Below are 24,713 nucleotides of genomic sequence, written 5' to 3' on the forward strand. Positions count from 1 at the left end.
ACGAGTCACCGAACAAGTCACCGCCCGAGTCACCGCCCGAGTCACCGAACGGCCCGCACCACTTCGCGGTACCCCCGCGCCGTACACGACACCCCTCCGCTCCCACCTCCCTGCCCCGGGGCGGCCCTCTCCCGCGCCCCTGCACCGATCCGAAAGGTGCCGAACCTCATGAGCCCCACCGGTCCCGACCACGGCCGGCTGCGCGCCCTGGAAGCCCGGCTGCTGCTCCATCCCGAGATCGCCGACTGCGCGCTGCTGCCCCTCCACCGCGACAGCGGCCGTCCCGGCCTGCTCGCCTACCTGGTGCCCGCCGCCGACGGCGATCCCGAGGCCCTGCGCCGCCGGGCCGCCGCCGTGCTGCTGGACGCCGACCCGAGCGCCGAGCTGCACCTCCTGGACGGCATCGTCCGCACCCCCGAGGGCGAGCCCGACCCGGCCGCCCTGGCCGCCGCGCTCGCCCGGCCGCCCGCCGGCCCCGGCCCCGCCCTCCGCCACCTGAGCGAACTCACCGAGCACTGGCGGCCGTTCGGGGAGGCGTCGGCACCGCCCGGAGCCGCCCCCGAGCAGCCCGCCGCCGCGCCCGCGGGCCCCGGCGTCGAGGCCGTCGGCATCCCGCTGCCCGCGCCCGCACCGGACGCGCCCCGGACCCTGCCCGAGGCACTGCTGCGCGCCGCCGAGCTGCACCCCGACCGCGGCCTGCACCTGGTCAGGGCGGACGGCGGCACGACCCGTGTGACGTACCGCCTGCTGCTCGCCCGCTCCCGGGAGATCCTGGCCACCCTGGCCGCCGCCGGGCTGCGGGCCGGGGACCGGGTGATCCTCCAGCTGCCGGACCCGGAGTTCTACTTCCCGACCCTGTGGGCCTGCCTGCTGGGCGGGATGCAGCCGGTCACGGTGGCCCGCCCGCCGGACTACCACGAGCGCAACCCCGTCCTGGAGAAGCTCTGGGCCGCCTGGCAGACCCTGGAGGAGCCGCCGGTACTCGCCTGCGGTCCCGCGGTGGACGGCCTCGGGCGGCTCGGGGAGCTGTACCCGGCGCCCGGCCTGCGGGTGATCGCGGTCGACCGGCCCGCCGAGAGCGACCTGGCACCCACCCCCGACCAGGCGCCCGCCGCCCGGGAGCACGCCGCCGCCCCCGCCGACGTCGCGATCCTCCAGCTGTCCTCCGGCAGCACCGGACGCTCCAAGGCGGTGCAGATCACCCACCGCGGCATCCTGGAGTACGTGGCCGGCGCCGTCGCCCACGGCTGCGACCCGGCCGACACCACCGTCAACTGGCTGCCCCTGGACCACGTCGCCGGGCTGCTGATGTTCCACCTGCGCGACGTGGTGCTGGCCGCCGACCAGGTGCAGGTGCCCACCGAGCTGGTGCTCGCCGACCCGCTGATCTGGCTGGACGCGCTGGAGCGCCACCGGGCGGCGCACTCCTGGTCGCCCAACTTCGGCTTCCGGCTGGTCGCCGAGGCGGTCAGGGCCGCCGGGCCCGGCCGCCACTGGGACCTGTCCGCGCTCAAGTCGCTGATCAACGCCGGGGAGCAGTGCACCGAGGCGGTGCTGGACGAGTTCCTGGCCACCACCGCCCCGTTCGGCGTCCGCCCCGAACACCTGCTGCTCGGCTGGGGCATGGCCGAGACCTGCACGGTGATCACCTACAAGCGCTACCACGAGGACGGCGCCCGCCGCCTGGTGCGCACCGACTCGCTGACCGGCCGGCTGGAGCCCGCCGACCCGGACTCGGCCGAGCGCGGAACCGGCTTCCTCAGCATGGGACGGCCCGCGCCCGGCTCCCGGATGCGGGTGGCCGACGACGAGGGACGGGCGCTGCCCGAGCACTGGGTCGGCCGGCTCCAGGTGCACTCGGGCCGGGTGACCCCCGGCTACCTGAACAACCCGGCCGCCAACCAGGAGGCCTTCGTCGGCGACGACTGGTTCGACACCGGGGACCTGGCCTTCCTGGCCGACGGCGAGGTGATCCTCACCGGCCGTCGCAAGGAGATCATCATCGTCAACGGCGTCCACTACTTCTGCCACGAGCTGGAGGACGTGGTCGCCTCGGTGGCGGGGGTGCGCTCCGGGCACGTCGCGGCCTTCGGGGTGCCGGACGAACGCACCGGCACCGAGCAGCTGGTGATCGCCTACGTCCCCGCCGACCCGGACGCCCCCGCGGCGCCCGTCGCCGCCGAGGTGCGGCAGCTGCTGGCGGCCCGCCGGCAGCCCGCGCCCGCCCTGGTGCTCCCCGTCCCGGCGGCCGACTTCCCACGCACCACCAGCGGCAAGATCCAGCGCACCGCGCTGCGCCTCCGGCTGCTGGGCGGCGAACTCGACGAGCACATCGTGGCGTTGGACCTGGCCGAGGCCAACTCCAGGACCCTGCCCGACTGCGTGCGGCAGCTCGCCTGGGAGCCGCGCCCGGTTCCCGGGGCCCCGGCGGCCCCACTGGCCGAGGAATCGATCCTGCTGCTCGGGCCCACCGGCCCCGGCACCCTCACCGGGGCCCTGGCCGCCGCCCTGCCGAACGCCTCGGTGCTGGACCAGCCGCCGACCGCCGACCCCGAGGACTGGCTGCGAGTCCTCGGCGAGCGGACGGCCGACCGGCTGGTCTACCTGTGGAGCGCGACCGCCGACGAGGCGGCCACCCCGGCCCACGAGGCGCTGCTCGCCCTGCTGCGGACGCTCCCGACCCTGACGCCCGTCCGCGAACTGGTCACCGTCAGCACCGGACTGCACGCCGTGCTCCCCGGTGAACTCCCCCGGCCGCGGGCGGCCCTGACCGCCGCGCTGACCGCCGGAGCACGCGCCGAGCACCTGGTGCCCGAGGCCCGGCACGTCGACCTCCCGGACGGCGCACCGGCCGCCGACCAGGCCGCCGCACTGCTCGCCCTGCTGGCCGCACCGCGCCCCGAGCCGGAGTGCGCCTGGCGTGCCGGCCGCCCCTGGGTCCCCCGGCTGGCACCGGCCGAGAACGGCCCCGGACCGGACGGGGCCGGCTGCTCCGTACTCAGCCCCGGCGCCCGCTACCTGGTCACCGGCGGCCTCGGCGGGATCGCCGCCGAGCTGCTGCCCGGACTGCTCCGCGACCACGGCTGCCGGCTGCTGATCGTCGGCCGCAGCGACCTGGACGCCCCGACCGCCGAGGCGGCCGAGCGCCGCGCCGCACTGCGCCGGCTGGCCGCCCAGGGCGGCCGGGTCAGCTATCGCCAGGCCGATGTGACGGACAGCCGGCAGCTCGCCGAGGCGGTCGCCGAGGCCGAGCGGGAGTGGCAGGCGCCGCTGGACGGCGTGCTCCACCTGGCCGGCGCCTACCGGCTCGGGCTGCTCTCCGACACCGGCACCGAGGACTGGCGCGACGCCGTCCGGACCAAGACCGAGGGCACCGACCACCTCGTCGAGCTGGTCCGGCAACGGCCCGGCGCGCAGCTCGTCGCCTTCTCCTCGATGATCGGCATCCAGGAGGCGGTCGGCTCCACCGCGTACGCCGCCGCCAACCGGTACCTGGAGAGCGCCGTCGAACGGCTGCGCCGGGAGACCGGCGCTCCGGCCTGGACGATCTCCTGGGGCCTGTGGACCGGGGTCGGCATGAACCGCGACACCGAGAACGAGCGGGCCGCCGCCGGTCGGGGCATCGCGGTGCTGAGCGCCGCGCACGGCCGCCGGATTGCCACCCTGCTGCTGGCCGGCGCCCCCGGCCACCGGTACGCCGGGCCCGACCCGGTCTCGCCCGCCGCCCGGCGCCGCCTGCTCGCCACCGCGCCGCGCCCGGTCGTCGCCGCCGCCGCACCTTCCGCGTCGGCATCCTCCACCACGGCGTCTTCCACCACGGCGTCTTCCATCACGGCGTCTTCCATCACGGCGCCGGGGACCGGGCCCGCCGTACGGCCCGTCGCCGCACCGGCCGGCGGCCCCGTCGACCCCGGGCTGCGCAGGCTGGTCCTGGACGCCTTCGAATCGGTCCTCGACACCCCGCTCGACCCGGGCCGTCCGCTCGCCGAACTCGGCATCGGCTCCCTCCAGTTGATGCGGGTGCACGGAGCCCTCGCCGCCGCGCTGCCGACACCCCCCGCGCCCACCGAGCTGTTCCGCCACCCCACCGTGGACGCCCTGGTCGCGTACCTGGCCGCCGGGCCCGTCACCGCCGCCGCCCCCCTCGCCCCCGCGGCCGCGGGCCCCGGCGACGACCGCCGGGTGGCGATCGTCGGCCTGGCCCTGCGCCTGCCCGGCGCCGACACCCCCGAGCAGTACTGGCGGAACATCGTCGAGGGCGTCCGCAGCACCACCCGGTTCACCGAGGAGGAGCTGGCCGATGCCGGACTGCGCCCCGAGGAGTACCGCCACCCGGACTTCGTCCCGGTCACCGGGGCGCTCACCGGCATCGACCACTTCGACGCCGAGGCGTTCGGCATCAGCGGCACCGAGGCCGCCCTGATGGACCCGCAGCAGCGCCTGCTGCTGGAGATCTGCCGGCAGGCGCTGGAGGACGGCGGGTACGACGCGCCCGACACGGACCGCAGGATCGGGGTCTTCGCCGGCACCGGGATGACCCTGTACGCGCTGCGCAACTACTACCAGCACACCCTGGCCGCCACCGCCGACCCGGCCGAACCGGTGGCCGCCCTCCAGACCGCGATCGGCAACCAGGCGGACTTCGCCGCCACCCGGGTCGCGTACCGGCTGGGCCTGACCGGCCCGGCGATCGGCGTGCAGACGGCCTGCTCCACCTCGCTGGTCGCGGTGCACCTGGCGGTGCAGTCGCTGCTGGCCGGCGACTGCGAGCTGGCCCTGGCCGGCGCCGCCGCCCTGCACGTCCCGCAGGCCGCCGGCTACCGCTACGAGGAGGGCTCGATCCTCTCCCCCGACGGCGCCTGCCGGGCCTTCGACGCCGAGGCCGGCGGCACCGTCGGCGGCAACGGCGTCGCGGCCGTCCTGCTCAAGCGCCTGGACCGGGCACTCGCGGACGGCGACACCGTGCACGGGGTCATCCTCGGGTCGGCCGTCAACAACGACGGCGGACGCAAGGTCGGCTACACCGCGCCCAGCGTGGACGGACAGGCGGCCGTGGTCGGCCGGGCCCTGGACCTGGCGGGCGTGCCCGCCGAGAGCATCGGCTACGTCGAGGCACACGGCACCGGCACCCCGCTAGGCGACCCGATCGAGTTCCGGGGCCTGGCCCAGGCGTACCGCGCCAGGACCGAGGCCGCCGGGTTCTGCTCGCTCGGCTCGGTGAAGCCCAACATCGGCCACCTGGACACCTGCGCCGGGATGGCGGGCCTGATCAAGGCGCTGCTGGTACTGCGGCACGGCACCATCCCGCCGCTGGTGAACTTCAGCCGGCCCAACCCCGCCCTGGAACTGGCCGACAGCCCGTTCCTGCTCGCCGCCGAACGCCGGGACTGGCCCGCCGGGCCCACCCCGCGCAGGGCCGGGGTCAGCGCGCTGGGCGTCGGCGGCACCAACGCCCACCTGGTGCTGGAGCAGGCCCCGGCCGCCGCGGAGGCGGTGCCCGCCTCACGCCCCGCCCCGACCGTGCTGCCGCTGTCGGCCCGCACCGAGCACGGCCTGCGCGAGCTGGCCGCCCTGCTCCGCGACCGCCTCGACGCCGAACCCGCCCTCGCCCCCGGCGACCTGCCGCTCACCCTCGGCGCCGGCCGGCGCGCGCTGCGCCACCGGCTGGCCGTCACCGGACCGGACCCGGCCGCCCTGCGCAAGGCCCTGGACGCCTACCTCGCGGGCCGGCCCACCGCCGGCGCGGCCCACCGCGAGACGGGGCGCGCCGAGGTCCTGCCGGTGCTGCTCTTCACCGGCCAGGGCGCCCAGTACCGCGGCATGGCGGCCGAACTCCACCGCTCCTTCCCGGTCTTCCGCGCCGTCCTGGACGAGTGCGACCGGCTGCACCGCGAGGCCTGGGGCGAGCCGCTGCTGCCGCTGCTGCTCGACGCCGCGCCGCAGGGCACGGAGGACGTCTGGACCACCGAGGCGGCGCAGCCCGCCCTGTTCGCCCTCCAGGCGGCCTACCTGCGGCTCTGGCAGGAGCTCGGGATCCGGCCCGCCGCGGTCGCCGGGCACAGCGCCGGGGAGTACGCGGCCTTCCACGCGGCCGGCGCGCTCGACCTGGCCGACGGGATGTTCCTGACCGCGCTGCGCGGCCGGCTGATGCACCGGCTGACCGAGCCGGGCGCCATGACGGTCGTCTCGGCCGGGCTCGACCGGCTCAGCGGGCTCGGCGACCGGCTGCCCGGGGTGGAGCTCGCCGTGGTCAACGGCCGGGGCCAGTGCGTGCTGGCCGGCCCGCCGCGCGAGATCGCCGCCGCCGAGGCGGTGCTGGCCGCCGACGGGATCTCCACCGAGCGGCTGGCCACCGACCGGGCCTTCCACTCCCGCCTGCTCGACCCGGTGCTCGACCCCTTCCGCGACCAGCTGGCCCGGCTGCGCCTGCGGCCGCTGGCCGTACCGCTGGTCAGCAACCTCGGCGGCGAGGTGCTGGCGCCGGGGACCGTCCCGACGCCCGAGTACTTCGTCCGGCAGACCCGGGAGACCGCCAGGTTCGACCAGGTGCTCGCCGCCCTGGACGGGCTCGGCCACGAGCTCTTCCTGGAGATCGGCCCGCACCCGACGCTGACCGGCATGGGCCGCCGGGAGCTGCCGGAGCGCCACTTCGTCGCCGGCGGCCGGCGCGGCGCCTCGCCGGAGCAGCAGTTCGACGCCGCCGCGGCCGCGCTGTGGTCGCACGGCGTCCCGCTCGACTGGGCGGGCTTCGCCGCCGCCCGGGACTGGCCGGACGGGCCGGCCCGCCGCGTCCCCCTGCCGACCACCGTCTTCCAACGCCGCCGCCACTGGTTCACCGCCCCTGCCAGGACCACCCCCGAGGACCCCGCCATGCGCCAGGACCCACCCCAGCAGAACGATCCGGCCGCAGCGCCGGTCGCCGAGCCGGCCGCCGAGCCGACGTCGGGGCCGAGCCCCGAGGAGCTGGCCGAGCAGGCCGTCCTGCGGCAGGTCGTCGAGCAGACGGCCCACCAGCTCGGCTTCGACGAGGACTCGGTCGGGACGGACGAGCCGTTCTTCGACCTGGGCGCCGACTCGCTCTCGATGATCAACATGATCCGGGACCTGGAGCGCGCGTTCCGGGTGCGGGTGTCGATGCGCGAGCTGTTCGAGGCGGCGGACACCCCGGCCCGGCTGGCCGGGCTGATCGCCTCCCGGCTGGAGCCGGCGGTGCTGGCCACGCTGCTGCCGGCCGCCGAGCCGGAGCCCGTGGCCGTCCCCGAGCCCGTGGCCGCGCCCGCCCCGGTGCCGGTCGTGGCCGAGGCGCAGGCTCCGGTCCCGGTCGCCCAGGTCACCCCGGTGGCCCCGGTGGCCCCGGTTCCGGCCCCGGCCCTCCAGCTGCCCGCCCCGGCGCCCCAGCCCGTACTGCCGGTGCCCGCCGCCCCGGCGGCCGCCACCGCGCTCCCGCCGGTGACCGACGGCACCGGCCTGATCGAGCGCCAGCTCGCACTGCTCGGCCAGTTCTCCGACCTGATGCGCGACCAGCTCGGCCTGCTGGCCGGCGGTGCGCCCGTCCTCCCCGCGGCCCCGGTGCCCGCGGCGCTGCCCCCGGCGGCCGTCCAGGCCGCCGCCCCGGCCCCGACGCCCGTCGCCGCCCCCGCCGCCGAGGCGCCCGCCGCCGCTCCGGCCCCGGCCGCCCCGCAGGTGCACGGCCCCCGGGTGACGGTCTCCCGCGAGTCCGGCATGGCCTCCGGCGGCCTGACCGACCAGCAGCGCACCCACGTGGACGAGCTGGTCGCCCGCTTCACCGCCCGCACCTCCGCCTCCAAGGCGATCACCCGCCGCCACCGCCGCACCCTCGCGGACAGCCGCGCCGTGGTCGGCTTCCGCTCCGGCACCAAGGAGATGCTCTACCCGCTGGCCGCCCGCCAGGCCAGGGGCTCCCGGCTGGAGGACGTCGACGGCAACCCGTACGTCGACATCACCATGGGCTTCGGTGTGCTGCTCTTCGGCCACGAGCCCGAGTTCGTCAACGAGGCCGTCCGCGAGCACCTGTCCTCCGGCCTGCGGCTGGGCCCGCGCGGCCCGGAGACCGGCGAGGCCGCCGAGCTGCTGGCCGAGCTGACCGGCACCGAGCGGGTCGCCTTCGCCAACTCCGGCACCGAGGCGAACGCCGGGGCGATCCGGCTGGCCCGCGCGTACACCGGCCGGGACAAGATCGTCATGTTCGAGGGCTCCTACCACGGCCACTTCGACCACACCCTGGGCCGCACCCTGGGCCGCGGCGCCGACCGGGAGACCGTCCCGGTGTCGATCGGCATCCCCGGCAGCGCCGTCGCCGACCTGCTGGTGCTGCGGTACGGCGATCCGGAGAGCCTCAAGGTCATCGAGGAGCACGGCGACCGGATCGCCGCCGTCCTGGTCGAGCCGGTGCAGAGCCGCCACCCCGGCCGCCAGCCTGCCGACTTCGTCCGCTCGCTGCGCGAACTCACCGCCAAGCTCGGCATCGTGCTGGTCTTCGACCAGATGCTCACCGGCTTCCGCCCCCACCTGCGCGGCGCCGAGGGCTTCTGGGGCGTCACCCCGGACATGTCCACCTACGGCAAGGTGCTGGGCGGTGGCTACCCGATCGGCGCGATCGCCGGCCGGGCCGACATCCTGGACGGGATCGACGGCGGGCACTGGGACTACGGGGACGACAGCTACCCGCCCAAGGACACCACCTTCTTCGGCGGCACCTACATCCAGCACCCGCTGGCGATGACCGCCGCGGGCGCGGTGCTGCGCCACCTCAAGGCGGCGGGCCCCGGCCTCCAGGAGCGGCTGAACGCCCGCACCGACATGCTGGCCACGACGCTGAACGGCTTCTTCGAGGAGGAGGAGTTCCCGCTGCGGCTGGCCCACTTCGGCTCGCTCTTCCGGTTCGAGCCCAGGGCCGACATGGAGCTGCTCTTCCCGCACCTGCTGACCCGCGGGGTCTACGTGTGGGAGTGGCGCAACTTCTTCCTCTCCACCGCCCACACCGACGGCGACGTGGAGTTCGTGATCGACGCGGTCCGCGAGTCGCTGCGCGACCTGCGGCGCGGCGGCTTCTTCCCGGCCTCCCCCGGCGTGCGGCTGCCCGCCCCGCGCCCGGCCGCCGAACTCCCGGCGACCGCCGAAGCCGTCCGCACCGAGACCGTCGCGACCACGTACCAGCCGGTCAGCGACCCGCAGCGGCCGGTCGACTTCAGCCTCTACTTCTTCGGCGACTACCCGCTGGACTCCCCCGAGGACGAGAAGTACCGCATCGTCCTGGAGAGCGCCCGGTTCGCCGACCGGCACGACTTCCACTCCGTCTGGCTGCCCGAACGGCACTTCCACTCCTTCGGCGGCATCTTCCCCAACCCCTCGGTGCTGGCCGCCGCGCTCGCCCGGGAGACCAGCCGGATCCGGCTGAACGCGGGCTGCGCCGTGCTGCCGCTGCACCACCCGGTGCGGGTCGCCGAGGAGTGGTCGGTGGTCGACAACCTGTCCGGCGGCCGGGTCGGCCTGGGCTGCGCCAGCGGCTGGCACCCCAACGACTTCCTGTTCTTCCCCGACCGCTACGGCAGCCACAAGGAGCTGATGCACCGGCAGATCGACACCGTCCGGGCGCTGTGGCGCGGCGAGCCGTACCAGGGCCGCAACGGCAACGGCGAGCCGATCGAGGTGACCCTGCACCCCCGCCCGCTCCAGGACCTGCCGCCGATGTTCACCGCGATCGTCGGCAACCCGGACAGCTTCCGCGAGGCGGCCAGGCACGACCTCGGCGTCATCACCAACCTGATGACCCAGGACATCGCGCAGCTGGCCGAGAACGTCGCGATCTACCGGCGCACCCGGGCCGAGCACGGGCTCGACCCGGAGGCGGGCCGGGTGGTCGTCCTGGTCCACACCTACCTGGGCACCGACCTGGCCACCGCGCGCGAGCAGGCCTACCGGCCGTTCTGCCACTACCTGCGCTCCTCGCTGTCGCTGTTCGGGCAGATGGCCAACAGCCTCGGCCTGACCCTGGACTTCGAGAACGCCCGTGAGGACGACCTGGAGTTCGTGCTGGAGCGCGCGTACGAGCGCTACTGCGCCTCCCGCGCGCTGATCGGCACGCCCGAGAGCGTCCAGGGCGTGCTGTCCGAGCTGCGGGCGGCCGGCGCCGACGAGATCGCCGCCTTCGTGGACTTCGGGCTCTCCCCGGACCTGGTGGCGTCCGGCCTGCCGCAGCTCGACGCCCTGCGCCGGGACACCCTGCGCGGCGCCCAGCTGTCCTACGCCCAGCAGCGGATGTGGTTCCTGCACCGGATGCTGCCCGACGGCGGACAGTACAACGAGATCAAGGCGATCGCCCTGGACGGTCCGCTCGACCCGCGGGCCCTGGACACCGCGCTGCGCGGGCTGATCCAGCGCCACGTCGCGCTGCGCACCGTCTTCCGGGAGCAGGACGGTCAGCCGTTCCAGCAGGTGCTGGCGCCGCCCGCGGGGCCGGTGCTGGAGCGGGTCACGGCCGACGGCGCCTCGCCGGACCCGGTGGCCGACCTGGTCACCGCCGAGGGCGAGCACCGCTTCGACCTGGCCGAGGGCCCGCTGTTCCGGGCCCTGCTGCTGGAGCGGGCGGCCGACCGGCACGTCCTGGTCCTGTCGATGCACCACATCGTGATCGACACCCTGTCCACCGAGGTGATCACCCGCGAGCTGGGCGAGCTGTACCAGGCCGCCAGGGAGGACCGCGCCGCCCGGCTGCCGGTGCTGGCCACCGGACCGGCCGCCGAGGCCGCCAGGGAGCGGGCCAGGGTGGCCGCCGGCGAGTACGACGAGAGCCTCGCGTACTGGCGCAAGGTGTTCAGCGGCGACCTGCCGGTGCTGACCCTGCCCACCGACCGGCCGCGCCCCACGGTGCCGGACGGCCGGGGCCGCGCCTACGTCCACCACCTGCCCGCCGAACTCGCCGACGGACTGCGGCAGTTGGCCCGCTCGCGGCGCTCCACCCTGTTCATGGTGCTGCTGACCGCCTTCGCCGGCGTGCTCCAGCGGTACGCCGGCCAGGACGAGATCGTGGTGGGCACCCCGGTGGCCAACCGGGCCGAGGGCACCGAGGACCTGATCGGGTTCTTCGTCAACACGCTGGCGCTGCGCCTGGACCTGTCCGGCGAACCGGACTTCGCCGAGGCCCTGGGCCGGGTCCGCTCCACCGCGCTGGACGCCTACGAGCACCAGCAGCTGCCCTTCGAGGTCCTGGTGCAGGAGCTCAACCCGCAGCGCGACACCAGCCGCAACCCGCTCTTCCAGGTCATGGTCGAGTTCGAGAACCACGCGGTCTTCGAGCTGGACCTGCCCGGGGTGACGGCCCGCCCGCTGGACCACGTCGCGGACCGCTCCGCGTTCGACCTGACGCTCTTCCTGACCAGCCTGCCCGACGGCATCCGCTGCCACGTCGAGTACGCCGAGGCGCTGTTCGACCGGGCCACCGTCGACCGGCTGGTCGGCGCCTTCGAGCGGCTGCTGACCGCCGCCGTCGCCGACCCCGAGCGCCCGCTCGCCGAACTCACCGCCGTACCCGCCGACCAGGCCGACGAGGCCCTGGAGAGCGAACCGGTCCTGACCGAGACCCCCGAGCACCCGCTGGCCGTCGTCGCCGCGACCGCGTCCGAGCGACTCGACCAGACCGCGGTGGTCGCCGCCGACGGCACCGAGACCGACTACCGGACGGTGCTGGCCAGGGCCGAGGAACTGGCCGGCCGGCTGCTGGCGGCCGGCGTCCGGGAGGGCGACCTGGTGGCCGTGCTGCTGCCCCGCTCGGTGGACCTGGTGGCCTCGCTGCTCGCCATCCTGCGGCTCGGCGCCGTCCACGTGCCGATCGACGTCCTCCAGGGCCCGGAGCGCTGCCGGCTGATCGCCGCCGACAGCGACCCCGTCGTCGTGCTCACCACCTCGGAGGCCGACCCGGCGCAGTTCGGCCTGACCGCCCCGACGGTGCTCACCGACGTCCCGACCACGGACGCCGGCCCCGTCGCCCTGCCCCCGCTGCCCGTCCCCTCGGCGCAGGCGCCCGCGTACCTGCTGTACACCTCAGGGTCCACCGGCCGGCCCAAGGGCGTGCTGATGCACTCGCTCGGCCTGGCCCACTTCGTGGCCTGGAACATCGCCGGGCACAACGCGGCCCGCACCCTCCAGTACGCCTCCTGCGGCTTCGACGTCAGCGTCCAGGAGATCCTGACCACGCTCGCCACCGGCGGCACCCTGCTGCTGATCGAGGAGGAGACCCGCTACGACGTGACCGCCCTGGCCGCCGTGGTCCGGGCCACCAGGGCCGAACGGGTCCACATGCCGTACACCCCGCTGAACGCCCTGGTCGACGCGCTCGGCGAGGAGCCGGCGCCCCACCTGCGGGAGCTCATCTCGGGCGGCGAGCAGGTGCTGGTCAACCCCGGCATCCGGGCGTTCCTGCGCCGCAACCCCGGCTCCCGGCTGTTCAACCACTACGGCCCGACCGAGACCCACGCGATGACGGCCTGCGAGATCGACCCGGAGTCCACCGAGTACGCGCCGATCGGCCGCCCCACCCCGGGCAGCCGGGTCGTCATCCTGGACGCCGCAGGGCGCCGGGTGCCGCCGGGAGCGATCGGTGAGATCCACGTCCGGGGCGTCCAGGTCGGCATCGGCTACCTCAACCGTGACGCGGAGAGCGCCGCCGTCTTCACGGACACCCCCGAAGGCCGCAGCTACCGCACCGGCGACCTCGGCCGCTGGCGGCCGGACGGCGCCGTGGAGTACCTCGGCCGGGCCGACCGCCAGGTGAAGATCCGCGGCTACCGGGTCGAGCCCGGCGAGGTGGAGACCGTGCTGCGCAACGTGCCCGGCGTGCGCACCGCCGCGGTGGCGGCACGCCGGACCCCGGCGGGCACCGTGCTCGCCGGGTACGTCGACTGCCCGGCCGCCGACCTGCCCGTGGTCCGCGACCGGCTCGCCGAACTGCTGCCCGACTACATGGTGCCCGGGCTCTGGGCCGCCGTGGACACGCTGCCGTTCACCGTGCACGGCAAGCTGGACACCGCCGCCATGCCGGAGCCCCGCCCGCTGGGCGCGGACGAGCCCGAGGCCGCGCCGGTCACCGAGCTGGAGCGCACCGTACAGCGGCTCTGGGAGGAGGAACTCGGCCGCCCCGCGGGGGTGGAGACCTCCTTCTTCGACCTCGGCGGGCACTCGCTGGCCGCCACCAAGCTGCTGAACCGGGTCCGCGAGGCGACCGGGATGCGGATCGGCGTCCTGGACTTCTTCCGCCGCCCGACCATCCGCGCGATGGCCGCGCACGTGCCGGCCGCCGCCGAGCAGCAGGCCCCGGCGTTCGAGGAGGGCACGCTGTGACCACCACCACCGACGCCACCACCGGCACGACCCCGACGGACGAGGGCTGGAAGCGGCTCCTCCAGCTGCTCGACGAACGCGAGATCGTGCTGCGCACCACCGGCGAGCGGCTCTCCTACCTCGCCCCCGCCGGGGCGATGGACGAGGAGGTGGCCGGCCTGGTCCGGGCCCACCGCGACCGGCTGCTGACCATCCTGACGGGTGCCGGGGCCGCCGAGTCCGCCGCGCCGGCCTCGGTGGGGCAGCGGCGGATGTCCGGGACCCACGCCCGGTCGGCCGACCCCGCGGTGTGGAACGTCAGCTACCGGGTCAACGTGGGCGGGCAGCTGGACCCCCCTCGCATGGCCGCCGCGCTGACGGCGCTGATCGAACGCCACGAGAGCCTGCGGACCCGGATCCTGGACACCGAACTCGGAGTGCTCCAGCACGTGCTGCCGAGCACCCCGGTGGTCCTCCCGGTCGAGGACCTGAGCGCGCTCCCGCCCGCCGAGCGGGAGGCGGCGGTGGCCGGCGCCGTCGAAGCCGAGCTCAGCCGCCCGTTCGACCTGGCCGCACCCCCGCTGGTGCGGACCCGTCTGCTGCGGGAGTCGGCGGACGGGTGGGTGCTGCTGCTGACGATCCACCACATCGCGATCGACGGCTGGTCGATGGCCACCGTGCTGACCGACCTGGCGGAGCTCTACCGCACCGGAAGGCCGCTGCCGGAAGAGCCTGCGCGGATGACCGACTACGCCTGCTGGCAGCTGACCGTGGTCAACCGGGCCGGCATCGAGGCGGCCACCGACCACTGGGTCGAGGCCCTCGGCGAGGACCCGCTGGCGATGGACCTGCCCACCGACCGGCCGCGCCCCGAGCGGCGCTCCGGGCGCGGCGACACCCTCGAACTGCGGCTCCCCGCGGTGCTGGCGGACGCGATCGGGCAGTACGCCGCCGCCCGCTCCACCACCGCCTCCGCCGTGATCGTGGCCGCGTGCGCCCGGCTGCTCTGCTCGATCGGCGGGGCACCGCAGGCCCTGGTCCTGCTCTCCAACGCCAACCGCACCCGGCCGGTCGACGAGGGGGTGGTCGGCCTGCTCACCGGCGGCCTGCCGATCCTGGTGCGCACCGAGGATGCCGACGGGTTCGGGGACCTGGTCGACCGGGCCGGGCGGGCGATCGCTTCCGCCCTCGACCACGCCGTCGTACCGTTCGGCCTGCTGGTCCCCTCCCTGCGCGAGCGCGGCGTGCAACTGCCCCCCACGTACCCGGAGTTCCAGCTCGCCGTGCAGAGCACCCCGCCCATCGCCCTGGACCTCCCCGGGCTGACCACCGAACTCATCGACATACCGGGCACCTCGGCCCGCGGCGACTTCGTCCTCGCCCTCACCCCCGAAGCCGACGGCTACGCGGGCCTGGTCGAGTACGACACCGACCTCTTCGACAAGAGCACGGTCCGGTCCTGGCTGGATACCCTGGCCACCGACCTGGCAGGGGAGCTGGGGGTCCCGCTGCCCTGACCCGACGGTCCCCGGCGGGCGGTGCGCCGCCCGCCGGGGACCGCGAGCCCAGGATTCGACCCACGGCCCGGGCAGCGAGCGCGCCCACCCCGGGGCCCGCACCACCTGACTGCCCGTCGGCCCGGCCGTCGCGGCACCGGGCCGGGAGAAATCCGGTGGTCACGGCCGCACTGCCGATGGTAGACATGTGACATGTTACAAGGCGCTCTCATCACCCTCCGGGCCCGTCACGATGCCGACCTGCCGGTGCTCCAGTCCGAGTTGTACGACGACGTGGCCACGCGCTCGCGGGCCGACTCCCGGCCCTGGCGGCCCCTTCCGCCCGGCTCCGCGCACTCCCCGTACGTGGTCACCGGGCCGTCCGACGAGGCCGCGTGCTTCTCCGTGGTCGAGACGGCCTCCGGGGAGCTGGCCGGCGAGGCGATCCTGTGGGGCATCGACAGCCACAACCGCAGCGCCCACCTGGGCGTCGCCCTGCTGCCCGGCCACCGGGGCCGCGGGTTCGCGCCCGACGTCCTGCGGGTGCTCTGCCACTACGCCTTCCCGGTCCTCGGCCTGCACCGCGTGCAGTTGGAGACGCTCGCGGACAACGCCCCGATGCTCCGGGCCGCGGGCCGGGCCGGATTCACCGTCGAGGGCCGGTTGCGCGGTGCGGCCTGGGCGGACGGGAGCTTCGTGGACCAGGTGGTGCTCGGACTGCTGGTCGAGGAGTGGCAGCGCTGAACCGGGTGCGGCGCTGAAGCAGATGCGGCGCTGAACCGGGTGCGGTCCGGGCCGGCACCCGGCGCACCGGCGCCGTCGGCGAGGGCCAAGTTTATGACGGATCGTCAGGTCCGGGAAGGGCGCGTACGGCCGAGGGCCCCCGGAGAGGTCAGCGGTCCAGGCGCAGCAGGCGGCGCACCCGGGGCCGGTGCGAGGCGTCGACCAGGAAGCCGGCCGCCGTCAGCAGCCAGGCGGCCACCCCGATCCACAGCAGCACCCGGCCGAGCGGGTCCAGCCAGTCGACCCCCGTCGCCGTCCCGGCGACCAGGGCGGCGACGGCGGTCATGCCGAGCGGGAAGACGGTGGCCCAGCGGCGCACGTCGTAGGCCGGGCGCGGGCTGCGCAGCTCCGCCGCCAGGAGGACGGCGTAGCCGGCGAGCGCCAGGCCGAGCAGCACCCAGGTGGCGGTGCGCAGGGCGCCGCGGAGGCCGGGCGTCCAGTCCGGCAGGGCGGTGAGCTTGCCGGCGGCGAGGGCCGAGATGGACAGTGCCCCGGCGATCACCCACTGGTCGCCGGCCCCGGTGAGGATCTGGCGGAGGTCGAAGCGGACCAGGGCGCCGAGGTAGAGCACGAGGCCGAGGCAGAAGAAGGCGAGCGCGGCGGGTGCCAGCCGGTCGGGGCCGCCGGCCGCGGCGACGGTGGCGGCCAGGACGGCGAGCGACTGGGTGGAGACGCAGACCAGGAAGACGGCCCCGGGCATGCCGCGCCCCCAGTGGCGCACCACGGAGGCCAGCAGGAACGGCCAGACCAGGACGGCGAGGGCGAGCAGCCCGAGGGCGACGCCCTGTTCGCCGAGCAGCGAGATCCGGGTGCCGAGGACGCCGGTGGAGGCGACAGCGGTGAGGGCGGGCGGGGTCGCGGCCTTGAGCGTCCAGTCGGTGCGGGTGTTCAGCAGGGTCAGGGCGAAGGCCGCTGCGAGCAGCACCCAGAGGCCGGCGGCGAGGGCCAGCAGGACGGCGGAGAGCACCTCGCGCCCGGCCAGGTGGAGGCCGACGGACAGGATTCCGGTGGCCATCACCGCCGCCCCGGCCGCGGGCGGGACGGTGGTCCACCATCCGTTCGGGGTGTTCTGCCGCGTGCCCCGGGGGCTGGTCACAGAGTTCATGTGCCCATTCGAGCGGAACTCCTGACGGGGAGCCAGGGCCGCCACGCCGGTACCGCCGTTGTGGCGATTCGTCTGCTTCGACCGCATAACTTGGTCCCCGGTCGATCCGTGGTCAGCAGTGGTCAGGAGTCCGTCATGGCTGAGTCGCCGCCCGAACCGTCCGAACCGCCCGAGTCGCCCGAACCGCCTGAACCGGCGGAGCCGGGCGCGCTCCTGTTGCGGGCCGGACGGTTCTTCCGCCCGGGGAGGGCCTCCGCCGACCTGCACCGGGTGGAGGTCGAGGGCGGCCGGGAGGGCGACGTCTTCTACCGCGACCGGTGGAGCCACGACAAGGTCGTGCACTCCACCCACGGGGTCAACTGCACCGGGTCGTGCCGCTGGAAGGTGTACGTCAAGGACGGCATCATCACCTGGGAGACCCAGGCGACGGACTACCCGTCGGTGGGCCCCGACAGCCCCGAGTACGAGCCGCGCGGCTGTCCGCGCGGGGCGGCGTTCTCCTGGTACACCTACTCGCCGAGCCGGGTGCGCTACCCGTACGTACGCGGTGTGCTGCTGGAGCTGTTCCGCGAGGCGAAGGCCAGGCTCGGGGACCCGGTGCTGGCCTGGGCGGACCTCCAGGCCGATCCGGAGCGCCGTCGCCGCTACCAGCGGGCGCGCGGCAAGGGCGGTCTGGTGCGGGCGAGTTGGGACGAGGCGGTGGAGATCGTGGCCGCCGCCCAGGTGCACACCATCAAGGCGTACGGCCCCGACCGGATCGCCGGCTTCTCCCCGATCCCGGCGATGTCGATGGTCTCCCACGCGGCCGGCGCCCGCTACCACAGCCTGATCGGCGCGCCGATGCTGTCCTTCTACGACTGGTACGCGGACCTCCCGGTGGCCTCCCCGCAGGTGTTCGGCGACCAGACCGACGTGCCGGAGTCCGGCGACTGGTGGGACGCGGCGTACCTGCTGATGTGGGGGTCCAACGTGCCGGTCACCCGGACGCCGGACGCCCACTGGATGGCCGAGGCCCGCTACCGGGGGCAGAAGGTCGTGGTGGTGGCGCCCGACTACGCCGACAACGCGAAGTTCGCCGACGAGTGGCTGCACCCCCACCCGGGCACCGACGCCGCACTGGCGATCGGCATGGGGCACGTGCTGCTCAGGGAGTTCTTCGTCGACCGCGAGGTGCCCTTCTTCACCGACTACGTCCGGCGGTTCACCGACCTGCCGTTCCTGGTCACCCTCGCCGAGCGGGACGGCGGGTACGTGCCGCACAAGTTCCTCCGGGCCGCCGACCTCGGCGACGGGGGCGAGGGCGCGGCCTGGAAGACGGTGGTGCTGGACGAGGCCACCGACGGCCCCGCCGTGCCCGGCGGCTCGCTGGGCTTCCGCTGGACGGAGTCCGGCAAGGGCCGCTGGAACCTCGACCTCGACGGCCTGCGGCCCGCCCTGTCCCTGCACGGGCGCGGGGGCGAGGCGGTCGAGGTGCTGCTGCCGCGCTTCGATACCGAGGGCGGCGAGCACGGCCAGGGGCGCGGCGAGGTGCTGCGCCGGGGCGTCCCGGCCCGCCGGCTCGGCGGTGCGGACGGCCCGCTGGTGACCACCGTCTTCGACCTCCTGCTCGCCCAGTACGGCGTCGCCCGCCCGGGCCTGCCCGGTGTCTGGCCGACCGGCTACGAGGACGCCGAGGCGCCGGGCACCCCGGCCTGGCAGCAGCGGCACACCTCGGTGCCGGCCGCGGCCTGCGCCCGGATCGCCCGCGAGTTCGCCACCACCGCGGAGAAGTCCCGGGGCCGCTGCGTGATCCTGATGGGCGCGGGCACCAACCACTGGTTCCACTCCGAGACGATCTACCGCTCCTTCCTGGCGCTGCTCCAGCTGACCGGCTGCCAGGGCCGCAACGGCGGCGGCTGGGCGCACTACGTCGGGCAGGAGAAGTGCCGGCCCTCCACCGGCTGGGCGACGCTCGCCGGGGCCGCCGACTGGTCCCGCCCGCCCCGGCAGGCGATCGGCACCGGCTGGTTCTTCCTGCACACCGACCAGTGGCGCTACGACCACTTCAGGGCCGACGTGCTCGCCTCCCCGCTGGGCTCCGGCGCCTTCCGGGGGATGACCGGCGCCGACTGCCTGGCCCAGGCCGCCCGCACCGGCTGGATGCCCTCGTACCCGACCTTCGACCGCAACCCGCTGGACCTCGGCGACGGAGCGGACCCGGTCGCCGCCGCGGTGGCCGAACTGCGGGCCGGGACGCTGAAGTTCGCGGGAGAGGACCCGGACGCCCCGGAGAACTGGCCCCGGGTGCTCACCCTGTGGCGCTCCAACCTGTTCGGCTCCTCAGCGAAGGGCGCCGAGTACTTCACCCGGCACCTGCTCGGCACCCACTCCGGCCTGCGCGCCGCCGAGGCCCCCGAGCCGGTGCGGCCGCGCGACGTGCGCTGGCGCGAGGAGGCCCCGGAGGGCAAGCTCGACCTGCTGCTCTCGCTGGACTTCCGGATGACCTCCTCCACCCTGCTGTCGGACATCACCCTCCCGGCCGCCACCTGGTACGAGAAGCACGACCTGTCCAGTACCGACATGCACCCCTTCGTCCACGCCTTCGCCCCCGCCATCGACCCGCCCTGGCAGGCCAGGACCGACTTCGACGCCTTCCACGCCATCGCCCGGCGGTTCAGCGAACTGGCCGTCACCCACCTCGGCACCCGCCGCGACCTGGTCGCCACCGCGCTCCAGCACGACACCCCCGGCGAGACCGCCCAGCCCGGCGGCACCGCCCCGGACTGGCGCGCCGGGGACTGCGAGCCCGTGCCCGGGCGCACCCTGCCCAGCCTCACCGTGGTCGAGCGCGACTACCCCGCGGTCGCGGCGAAGATGGCGGCCCTCGGCCCGCTCGCCGAACGGCTCGGGCTGCCCGCCAAGGGCATCGCGCTGCACCCGGACGACGAGATCGCCGCCCTGGCGGCGGCCAACGGCACCGCCCGCGGCGGGCCGGCGGACGGCCGCCCGCTGCTGGACACCGCCGTCAAGGCCGCCGACGCGATCCTCGCGCTGTCCGGCACCACCAACGGCCGCCTCGCCGTCCAGGGCTTCCACACCCTGGAGCAGCGCACCGGGCAGCCGATGGCGCAGCTCGCGGCCGAGCACGAGGGCAGGCGGGTCGCCTACGCGGACACCAGTGCCGCGCCCGTCCCGGTGATCACCTCGCCGGAGTGGTCGGGCAGCGAGGCGGGCGGGCGGCGGTACACCGCGTTCACGCTCAACACCGAGCACCTCAAGCCCTGGCACACCCTGACCGGCCGCCAGCACTTCTTCCTCGACCACGACTGGATCCACGAGCTGGGCGAGGCCCTGCCGGTGTACCGTCCGCCGCTGGACATGCACCGGCTGTTCGGCGAACCCGTGCTCGGCCCGGACGGGCAGCACGAGGTGACGGTCCGCTACCTGACCCCGCACAACAAGTGGTCCATCCACTCCGAGTACCAGGACAACTGGTTCATGCTCTCGCTCTCCCGCGGCGGCCAGCTGATCTGGATGAGCGACCACGACGCCGCCGCCGTCGGCGTCGCCGACAACGACTGGGTGGAGGCGGTCAACCGCAACGGCACCGTCGTCGCCCGGGCCGTGGTCTCGCACCGGATGCCGCGCGGCACGGTGTACATGCACCACGCCCAGGACCGCACCGTCAACGTCCCCAGGACGGAGCGGGAGGGCCGGCGCGGCGGCACCCACAACTCGCTCACCCGGATCCTCCTCAAGCCCACCCATCTGATCGGCGGGTACGCCCAGCTGTCCTGGGGCTTCAACTACCTGGGCCCGACCGGCAACCAGCGCGACGAGGTCACCGTGATCCGCCGCCGCTCCCAGGAGGTGCAGTACTGATGCGTGTCATGGCGCAGGTCGCGATGGTGATGAACCTCGACAAGTGCATCGGCTGCCACACCTGTTCGGTCACCTGCAAGCAGACCTGGACCACCCGCTCCGGCGTCGAGTACGTCTGGTTCAACAACGTGGAGACCCGCCCCGGCCAGGGCTACCCGCGCCGCTGGCAGGACCAGGAGCGCTGGAAGGGCGGCTGGCGGCTCAACCGCCGCGGCCGGCTCACCCTGACCTCCGGCGGCCGGGTCGAGCGGCTGGCCAGGATCTTCGCCAACCCGGTGCTGCCGACCGTCAAGGACTACTACGAGCCCTGGACGTACGACTACAACAAGCTCACCGACGCCCCGCTCGGCGACGACTACCCGGTGGCCACGCCCCGCTCGCTGCTCTCCGCCAAGCCGATGAAGATCGAGTGGAGCTCCAACTGGGACGACAACCTCGGCGGCCTGCCCGAGCACGCCGACGAGGACCCGATGGTCGCCCTGGTGCGCCGGCAGGCCGAGGAGAAGGTGCGGTTCGCCTTCGAGGAGAGCTTCATGTTCTACCTCCCGCGGATCTGCGAGCACTGCCTCAACCCCTCCTGCGTCGCCTCCTGCCCGTCCGGGGCGATGTACAAGCGCGCGGAGGACGGCATCGTCCTGGTCGACCAGGACCAGTGCCGCGGCTGGCGGCAGTGCGTCACCGCCTGCCCGTACAAGAAGGTCTACTTCAACCACCGCACCGGCAAGGCCGAGAAGTGCACCTTCTGCTACCCGCGGATCGAGGTCGGCCTGCCGACCGTCTGCTCGGAGACCTGCGTCGGCCGGCTGCGCTACCTCGGGGTGCTGCTGTACGACGCCGACAAGGTCACCGCCGCCGCCTCCGTCCACGACGAACGGGACCTCTACGAGGCTCAGTTGGGCGTCTTCCTGGATCCGGCCGACCCGGCGGTGCGGGCCGCCGCCGAGCGCGACGGCATCGCCCACGACTGGATCGAGGCGGCCCTGCGCTCCCCGGTGCACGCCCTGGTCTCGCGCTTCCGGGTCGCGCTGCCGCTGCACCCGGAGTTCCGCACCCTGCCGATGGTCTGGTACGTCCCGCCGCTCTCCCCCGTGGTCGAGGCGCTCACCGCCACCGGCTTCGACGGCGAGGACGCCGGCAACCTCTTCGGCGCCATCGACGCGCTGCGCATCCCGGTCGAGTACCTGGCCGGCCTGTTCACCGCGGGCGACCCGGAGCCCGTCCGGGCGGCCCTCGGCCGGCTCGCCGCCATGCGCACCCACCAGCGCGCCCGCAACCTCGGCGAGGTGCCCGACCCGGCCGGGCCCGGCGCCGTCGGGCTGACGGCGGAGGACGTCGAGGAGCTGTACCGGCTGCTGGCGATCGCCAAGTACGAGGACCGGTACGTCGTCCCGACCGCCGCCCTGCCCGACGCCCGGGCGCTGGAGGAGTCGGCCGTCCCCACCGAGTGCGCCGTCGGGCACCAGGACGCCCCGGGCGGCAGCGGACCGTTCGGCGAGAACTCCGGCCGCCGGGCCCTGCCGATGGTCTCGCTGGAGTCCTTCCACGCGCTGCGCCGACGCCAGCGCGCCGACCACGAGGAGGACGCCCGGTGACGCTCCGGGGACGACTGACGACCGGCCGCGCCCACCGCCGCGCCGTGGTCCGCCAGGCCGCCGCGCTCTGCCTGGTCCACCCGGACGCCGAGCTGTACGAGCGGCTGCCGCTGCTGCGCGAGGCCGTCACCGGCCCCGCGGCCGACGGGCTGCGGCGCTTCCTCGACCACGCCGAGCGGGTCGGCCCGGCCGCCCTGGCCGAGCACTACGTCGAGGTCTTCGACTTCACCGACCGGCACAGCCTCTACCTGAGCTGGTGGACCGACGGCGACACCCGGCGCCGCGGCGCCGCCCTGCTCCGGTTCCGCGAGGCCTACCGGCGCCACGGCCTGGACCAGGCCGGCGGCGAACTGCCGGACTACCTCCCGGTCGTGCTGGAGTTCGCCGCCGCCACCCGCACCGACGACCTGCTGCGCGAACACCGGCCCGGGCTGGAACTGCTGCGCCTGGCCCTGCTGGAGGCCGGCACCCCCTACGCCGGCCCGCTCGCAGCCGTCTGCGCCACCCTGCCGGGCCCCCGCCCCGCCGACCGCGCCCAGGCGCTCGCCCTCGCCCGCTCGGGCCCGCCCCGCGAGGAGGTCGGCACCGGAGCCCGACTGCCGCCGTACGGACAGCTGCCGCCGTACGGACACCTGCACCAGCTCCCCGTGATCGCCGGAGACCGCTGATGAACACCTTCCTGTGGGGCGCGCTGCCCTACCTCGCCTTCGCCTCCCTCGTCCTCGGGCTGCTCTGGCGCCACCGCTACGACCGGTTCGGCTGGACCACCCGCTCCAGCGAGGTGTACGAGTCCCGGCTGCTCAACTGGGCCTCCCCCGCCTTCCACTACGGCATCCTGTTCGTCCTCGCCGGGCACCTGCTCGGCCTGTTCGTCCCCGCGGGCTGGACGGACGCCCTCGGCGTCGACGAGCACGCCTACCACCTGCTGTCGCTGATCGGCGGGACCGTCGCCGGCGTCCTCGCGGTGGCGGGCCTGGCCACCCTGCTCTACCGCCGGCGCACCAACACGCCCGTCTTCCGGGCCACCACCCGCAACGACAAGGCGATGTACCTGCTGCTCTTCGGCGAGATCTGCCTCGGCCTGTACGCCAAGCTCGCCACCTCCGACCTCAGCGGGGGCTACGACTACCGCGCCACCATCGCCCCCTGGGCCCGGAGCCTGTTCACCCTGCGGCCCGACACCGGTTTGTGGGACACCGTCCCGGCCGTCTTCCAGGCCCACGCCGTGCTCGGCATGCTGGTGATCGCCGTCGTCCCGTACACCCGGCTGGTGCACATGTTCAGCGCTCCGTGGTTCTACCTGTTCCGTCCGTACCTCGTCTACCGCGACCGGCCCGCCGGGCGGCCGGCCGAACGCCCGGCGCGCCGCGGCTGGGAGGGCATCGACACCTGAGCGGAGTCCGGCCTCAGTCCTCGGTGTCCGCCGGGCCGTCCTCGGCGCGCTGGTCCTCGGTGCGCCCGGCCCGCCAGTAGCCCATGAAGCAGACCGCGCGCCGGTCGATTCCCCGCTCGCCCACCAGGTGCCGGCGCAACTCCCGGACGCAGGAGGCCTCTCCGGCGATCCAGGCGTACGGCCGCCCGGCCGGGAACCGGGCGGCGCGCACCGCCTCCGGGAGGCCCGGCGCGCCGGCCCGGCGGTGGAGCCAGACGGTCTCGACGCCCGGGCGACGGGCCGGGAGGTAGGCCTCGTCCTCCGGTCCTTCCACCTCGGCGAAGATCCGGACCGGCAGGTGCCCGGGCAGCTCCTCCAGGATGGCGGCGATGGCCGGCAGCGCGGACTCGTCCCCGGCGAGCAGGATCCAGCCGGCGTCGTCGGGCAGCCGGAACTCCACGCCGCCGGCCTCCTCCACGGCCGGTCCGCAGACCACCACCCGGTCGCCGGGGCGGGTCCTGACGGCCCATCGGGAACCGGGGCCGAGGTCCCCGTGCACGGCGATGTCGATGTCGATCTCGTCGGGGTCGCGGCGCTGGGCGCGGACGGTGTAGGTGCGCAGCACCGGGCGCACCTCGGCGGACATCCCCCGCCAGTTCTGGTACCAGCCGAACTCGCCGTCGCCGGAGGGGATCAGCGGCTCGGTCTGGCCGGCGAGCGGCAGCAGCAGTTTGATCCGCTGGTCGAGGCCGCCGTTGACGAACCCGGCGAGGCTCTCGCCGGTGAGGGTGATCCTGACCAGGTGCGGGGTGAGGGTCGTGGTGCGGGCGACGCGCAGGGGGAAGAGCGCGAAGCGGGCGGGGGCGGTGACGGTGGACACGTCGGGCTCCTTCCGGCGAAACGGGCTGACGCCGCGGCCGTGCCGGTCCGTACACCGTCGACACACACCGTAGCTTAGGTGAGGCTAACCTAAGATCTCCATCGAGGACACCCACCCCGGCCTGCGAAAGCTTGACGACAATCACACGTGATCAGGTCTTGGAAGAACACGGTCAAGCTGAGTACGATCCATCGAAGTTACGAATCCGGGGGACTACACGGAGCTACCGGCTCAAGGTCATCCGCCGGTCCGTGCGGCACTGTGGCACCAGGCACCGGTCCCGCACCAC

At 74.9% G+C, this 24,713-nt stretch carries 9 protein-coding genes; 7 read left to right on the forward strand and 2 right to left on the reverse strand.

Annotated elements, in window-relative coordinates:
- The first annotated feature begins 168 nt into the window (after nucleotides 1–168).
- The 3 genes from ACIQOW_RS09180 (at nucleotide 169) to ACIQOW_RS09190 (ending at nucleotide 15,575) form a co-directional block, all read left to right on the forward strand.
- A complete protein-coding gene (locus ACIQOW_RS09180) occupies nucleotides 169–13,356 on the forward strand; it encodes a MupA/Atu3671 family FMN-dependent luciferase-like monooxygenase (protein ID WP_401081643.1) in 13,188 nt (4,395 codons plus the stop codon).
- Nucleotides 13,353–14,852 carry a condensation domain-containing protein gene (locus tag ACIQOW_RS09185; RefSeq protein WP_401081646.1) on the forward strand — a complete coding sequence of 500 codons (1,500 nt, stop codon included), beginning with the start codon at nucleotides 13,353–13,355 and terminating at the stop codon, nucleotides 14,850–14,852. The genes ACIQOW_RS09180 and ACIQOW_RS09185 overlap by 4 nt, the downstream gene beginning before the upstream one ends.
- Nucleotides 14,853–15,044: 192 nt before the next feature.
- On the forward strand, nucleotides 15,045–15,575 hold the full coding sequence (locus ACIQOW_RS09190; RefSeq protein WP_401081649.1) for a GNAT family N-acetyltransferase: 531 nt from the start codon (nucleotides 15,045–15,047) through the stop codon (nucleotides 15,573–15,575).
- Nucleotides 15,576–15,723: 148 nt separating this feature from the next.
- On the opposite strand, the gene ACIQOW_RS09195 is transcribed toward ACIQOW_RS09190, so the two are convergent.
- Entirely contained in the window at nucleotides 15,724–16,719 is a 996-nt protein-coding gene (locus tag ACIQOW_RS09195) for a tellurite resistance/C4-dicarboxylate transporter family protein (RefSeq protein ID WP_401081652.1), read from the reverse strand.
- Between the two features lie 135 nt (nucleotides 16,720–16,854).
- Here ACIQOW_RS09195 and ACIQOW_RS09200 point away from each other — a divergent pair, with 135 nt between their 5' ends.
- Genes ACIQOW_RS09200 through narI form a run of 4 tightly spaced genes read left to right on the forward strand, consistent with a single transcriptional unit; the run spans nucleotide 16,855 to nucleotide 23,565 of the window.
- Nucleotides 16,855–20,580 (forward strand): nitrate reductase subunit alpha, encoded by a 3,726-nt coding sequence (locus tag ACIQOW_RS09200; RefSeq protein ID WP_401081655.1) that lies wholly within the window; start codon nucleotides 16,855–16,857, stop codon nucleotides 20,578–20,580.
- Nucleotides 20,580–22,172 (forward strand): nitrate reductase subunit beta, encoded by a 1,593-nt coding sequence (narH, locus tag ACIQOW_RS09205; protein WP_401081658.1) that lies wholly within the window; start codon nucleotides 20,580–20,582, stop codon nucleotides 22,170–22,172. Before ACIQOW_RS09200 ends, narH begins: the two co-directional genes overlap by 1 nt.
- The gene (gene narJ / locus ACIQOW_RS09210) at nucleotides 22,169–22,840 is read left to right on the forward strand and encodes a nitrate reductase molybdenum cofactor assembly chaperone (RefSeq protein ID WP_401081661.1); all 672 of its coding nucleotides are present in this window, start codon (nucleotides 22,169–22,171) and stop codon (nucleotides 22,838–22,840) included. The genes narH and narJ overlap by 4 nt, the downstream gene beginning before the upstream one ends.
- Nucleotides 22,840–23,565, forward strand: a complete 726-nt coding sequence (gene narI / locus ACIQOW_RS09215) for a respiratory nitrate reductase subunit gamma (RefSeq protein ID WP_401081664.1) — start codon at nucleotides 22,840–22,842, stop codon at nucleotides 23,563–23,565. Before narJ ends, narI begins: the two co-directional genes overlap by 1 nt.
- A gap of 13 nt (nucleotides 23,566–23,578) precedes the next feature.
- Here narI and ACIQOW_RS09220 read toward each other — a convergent pair whose 3' ends face one another.
- Complete coding sequence (locus tag ACIQOW_RS09220) at nucleotides 23,579–24,424, reverse strand: siderophore-interacting protein (protein ID WP_401081667.1); 846 nt, start codon at nucleotides 24,422–24,424, stop codon at nucleotides 23,579–23,581.
- Nucleotides 24,425–24,713 lie beyond the last annotated feature (289 nt).

The sequence above is a fragment of the Kitasatospora sp. NPDC091335 genome, assembly GCF_044757205.1.
Classification (GTDB): Bacteria; Actinomycetota; Actinomycetes; order Streptomycetales; family Streptomycetaceae; genus Kitasatospora.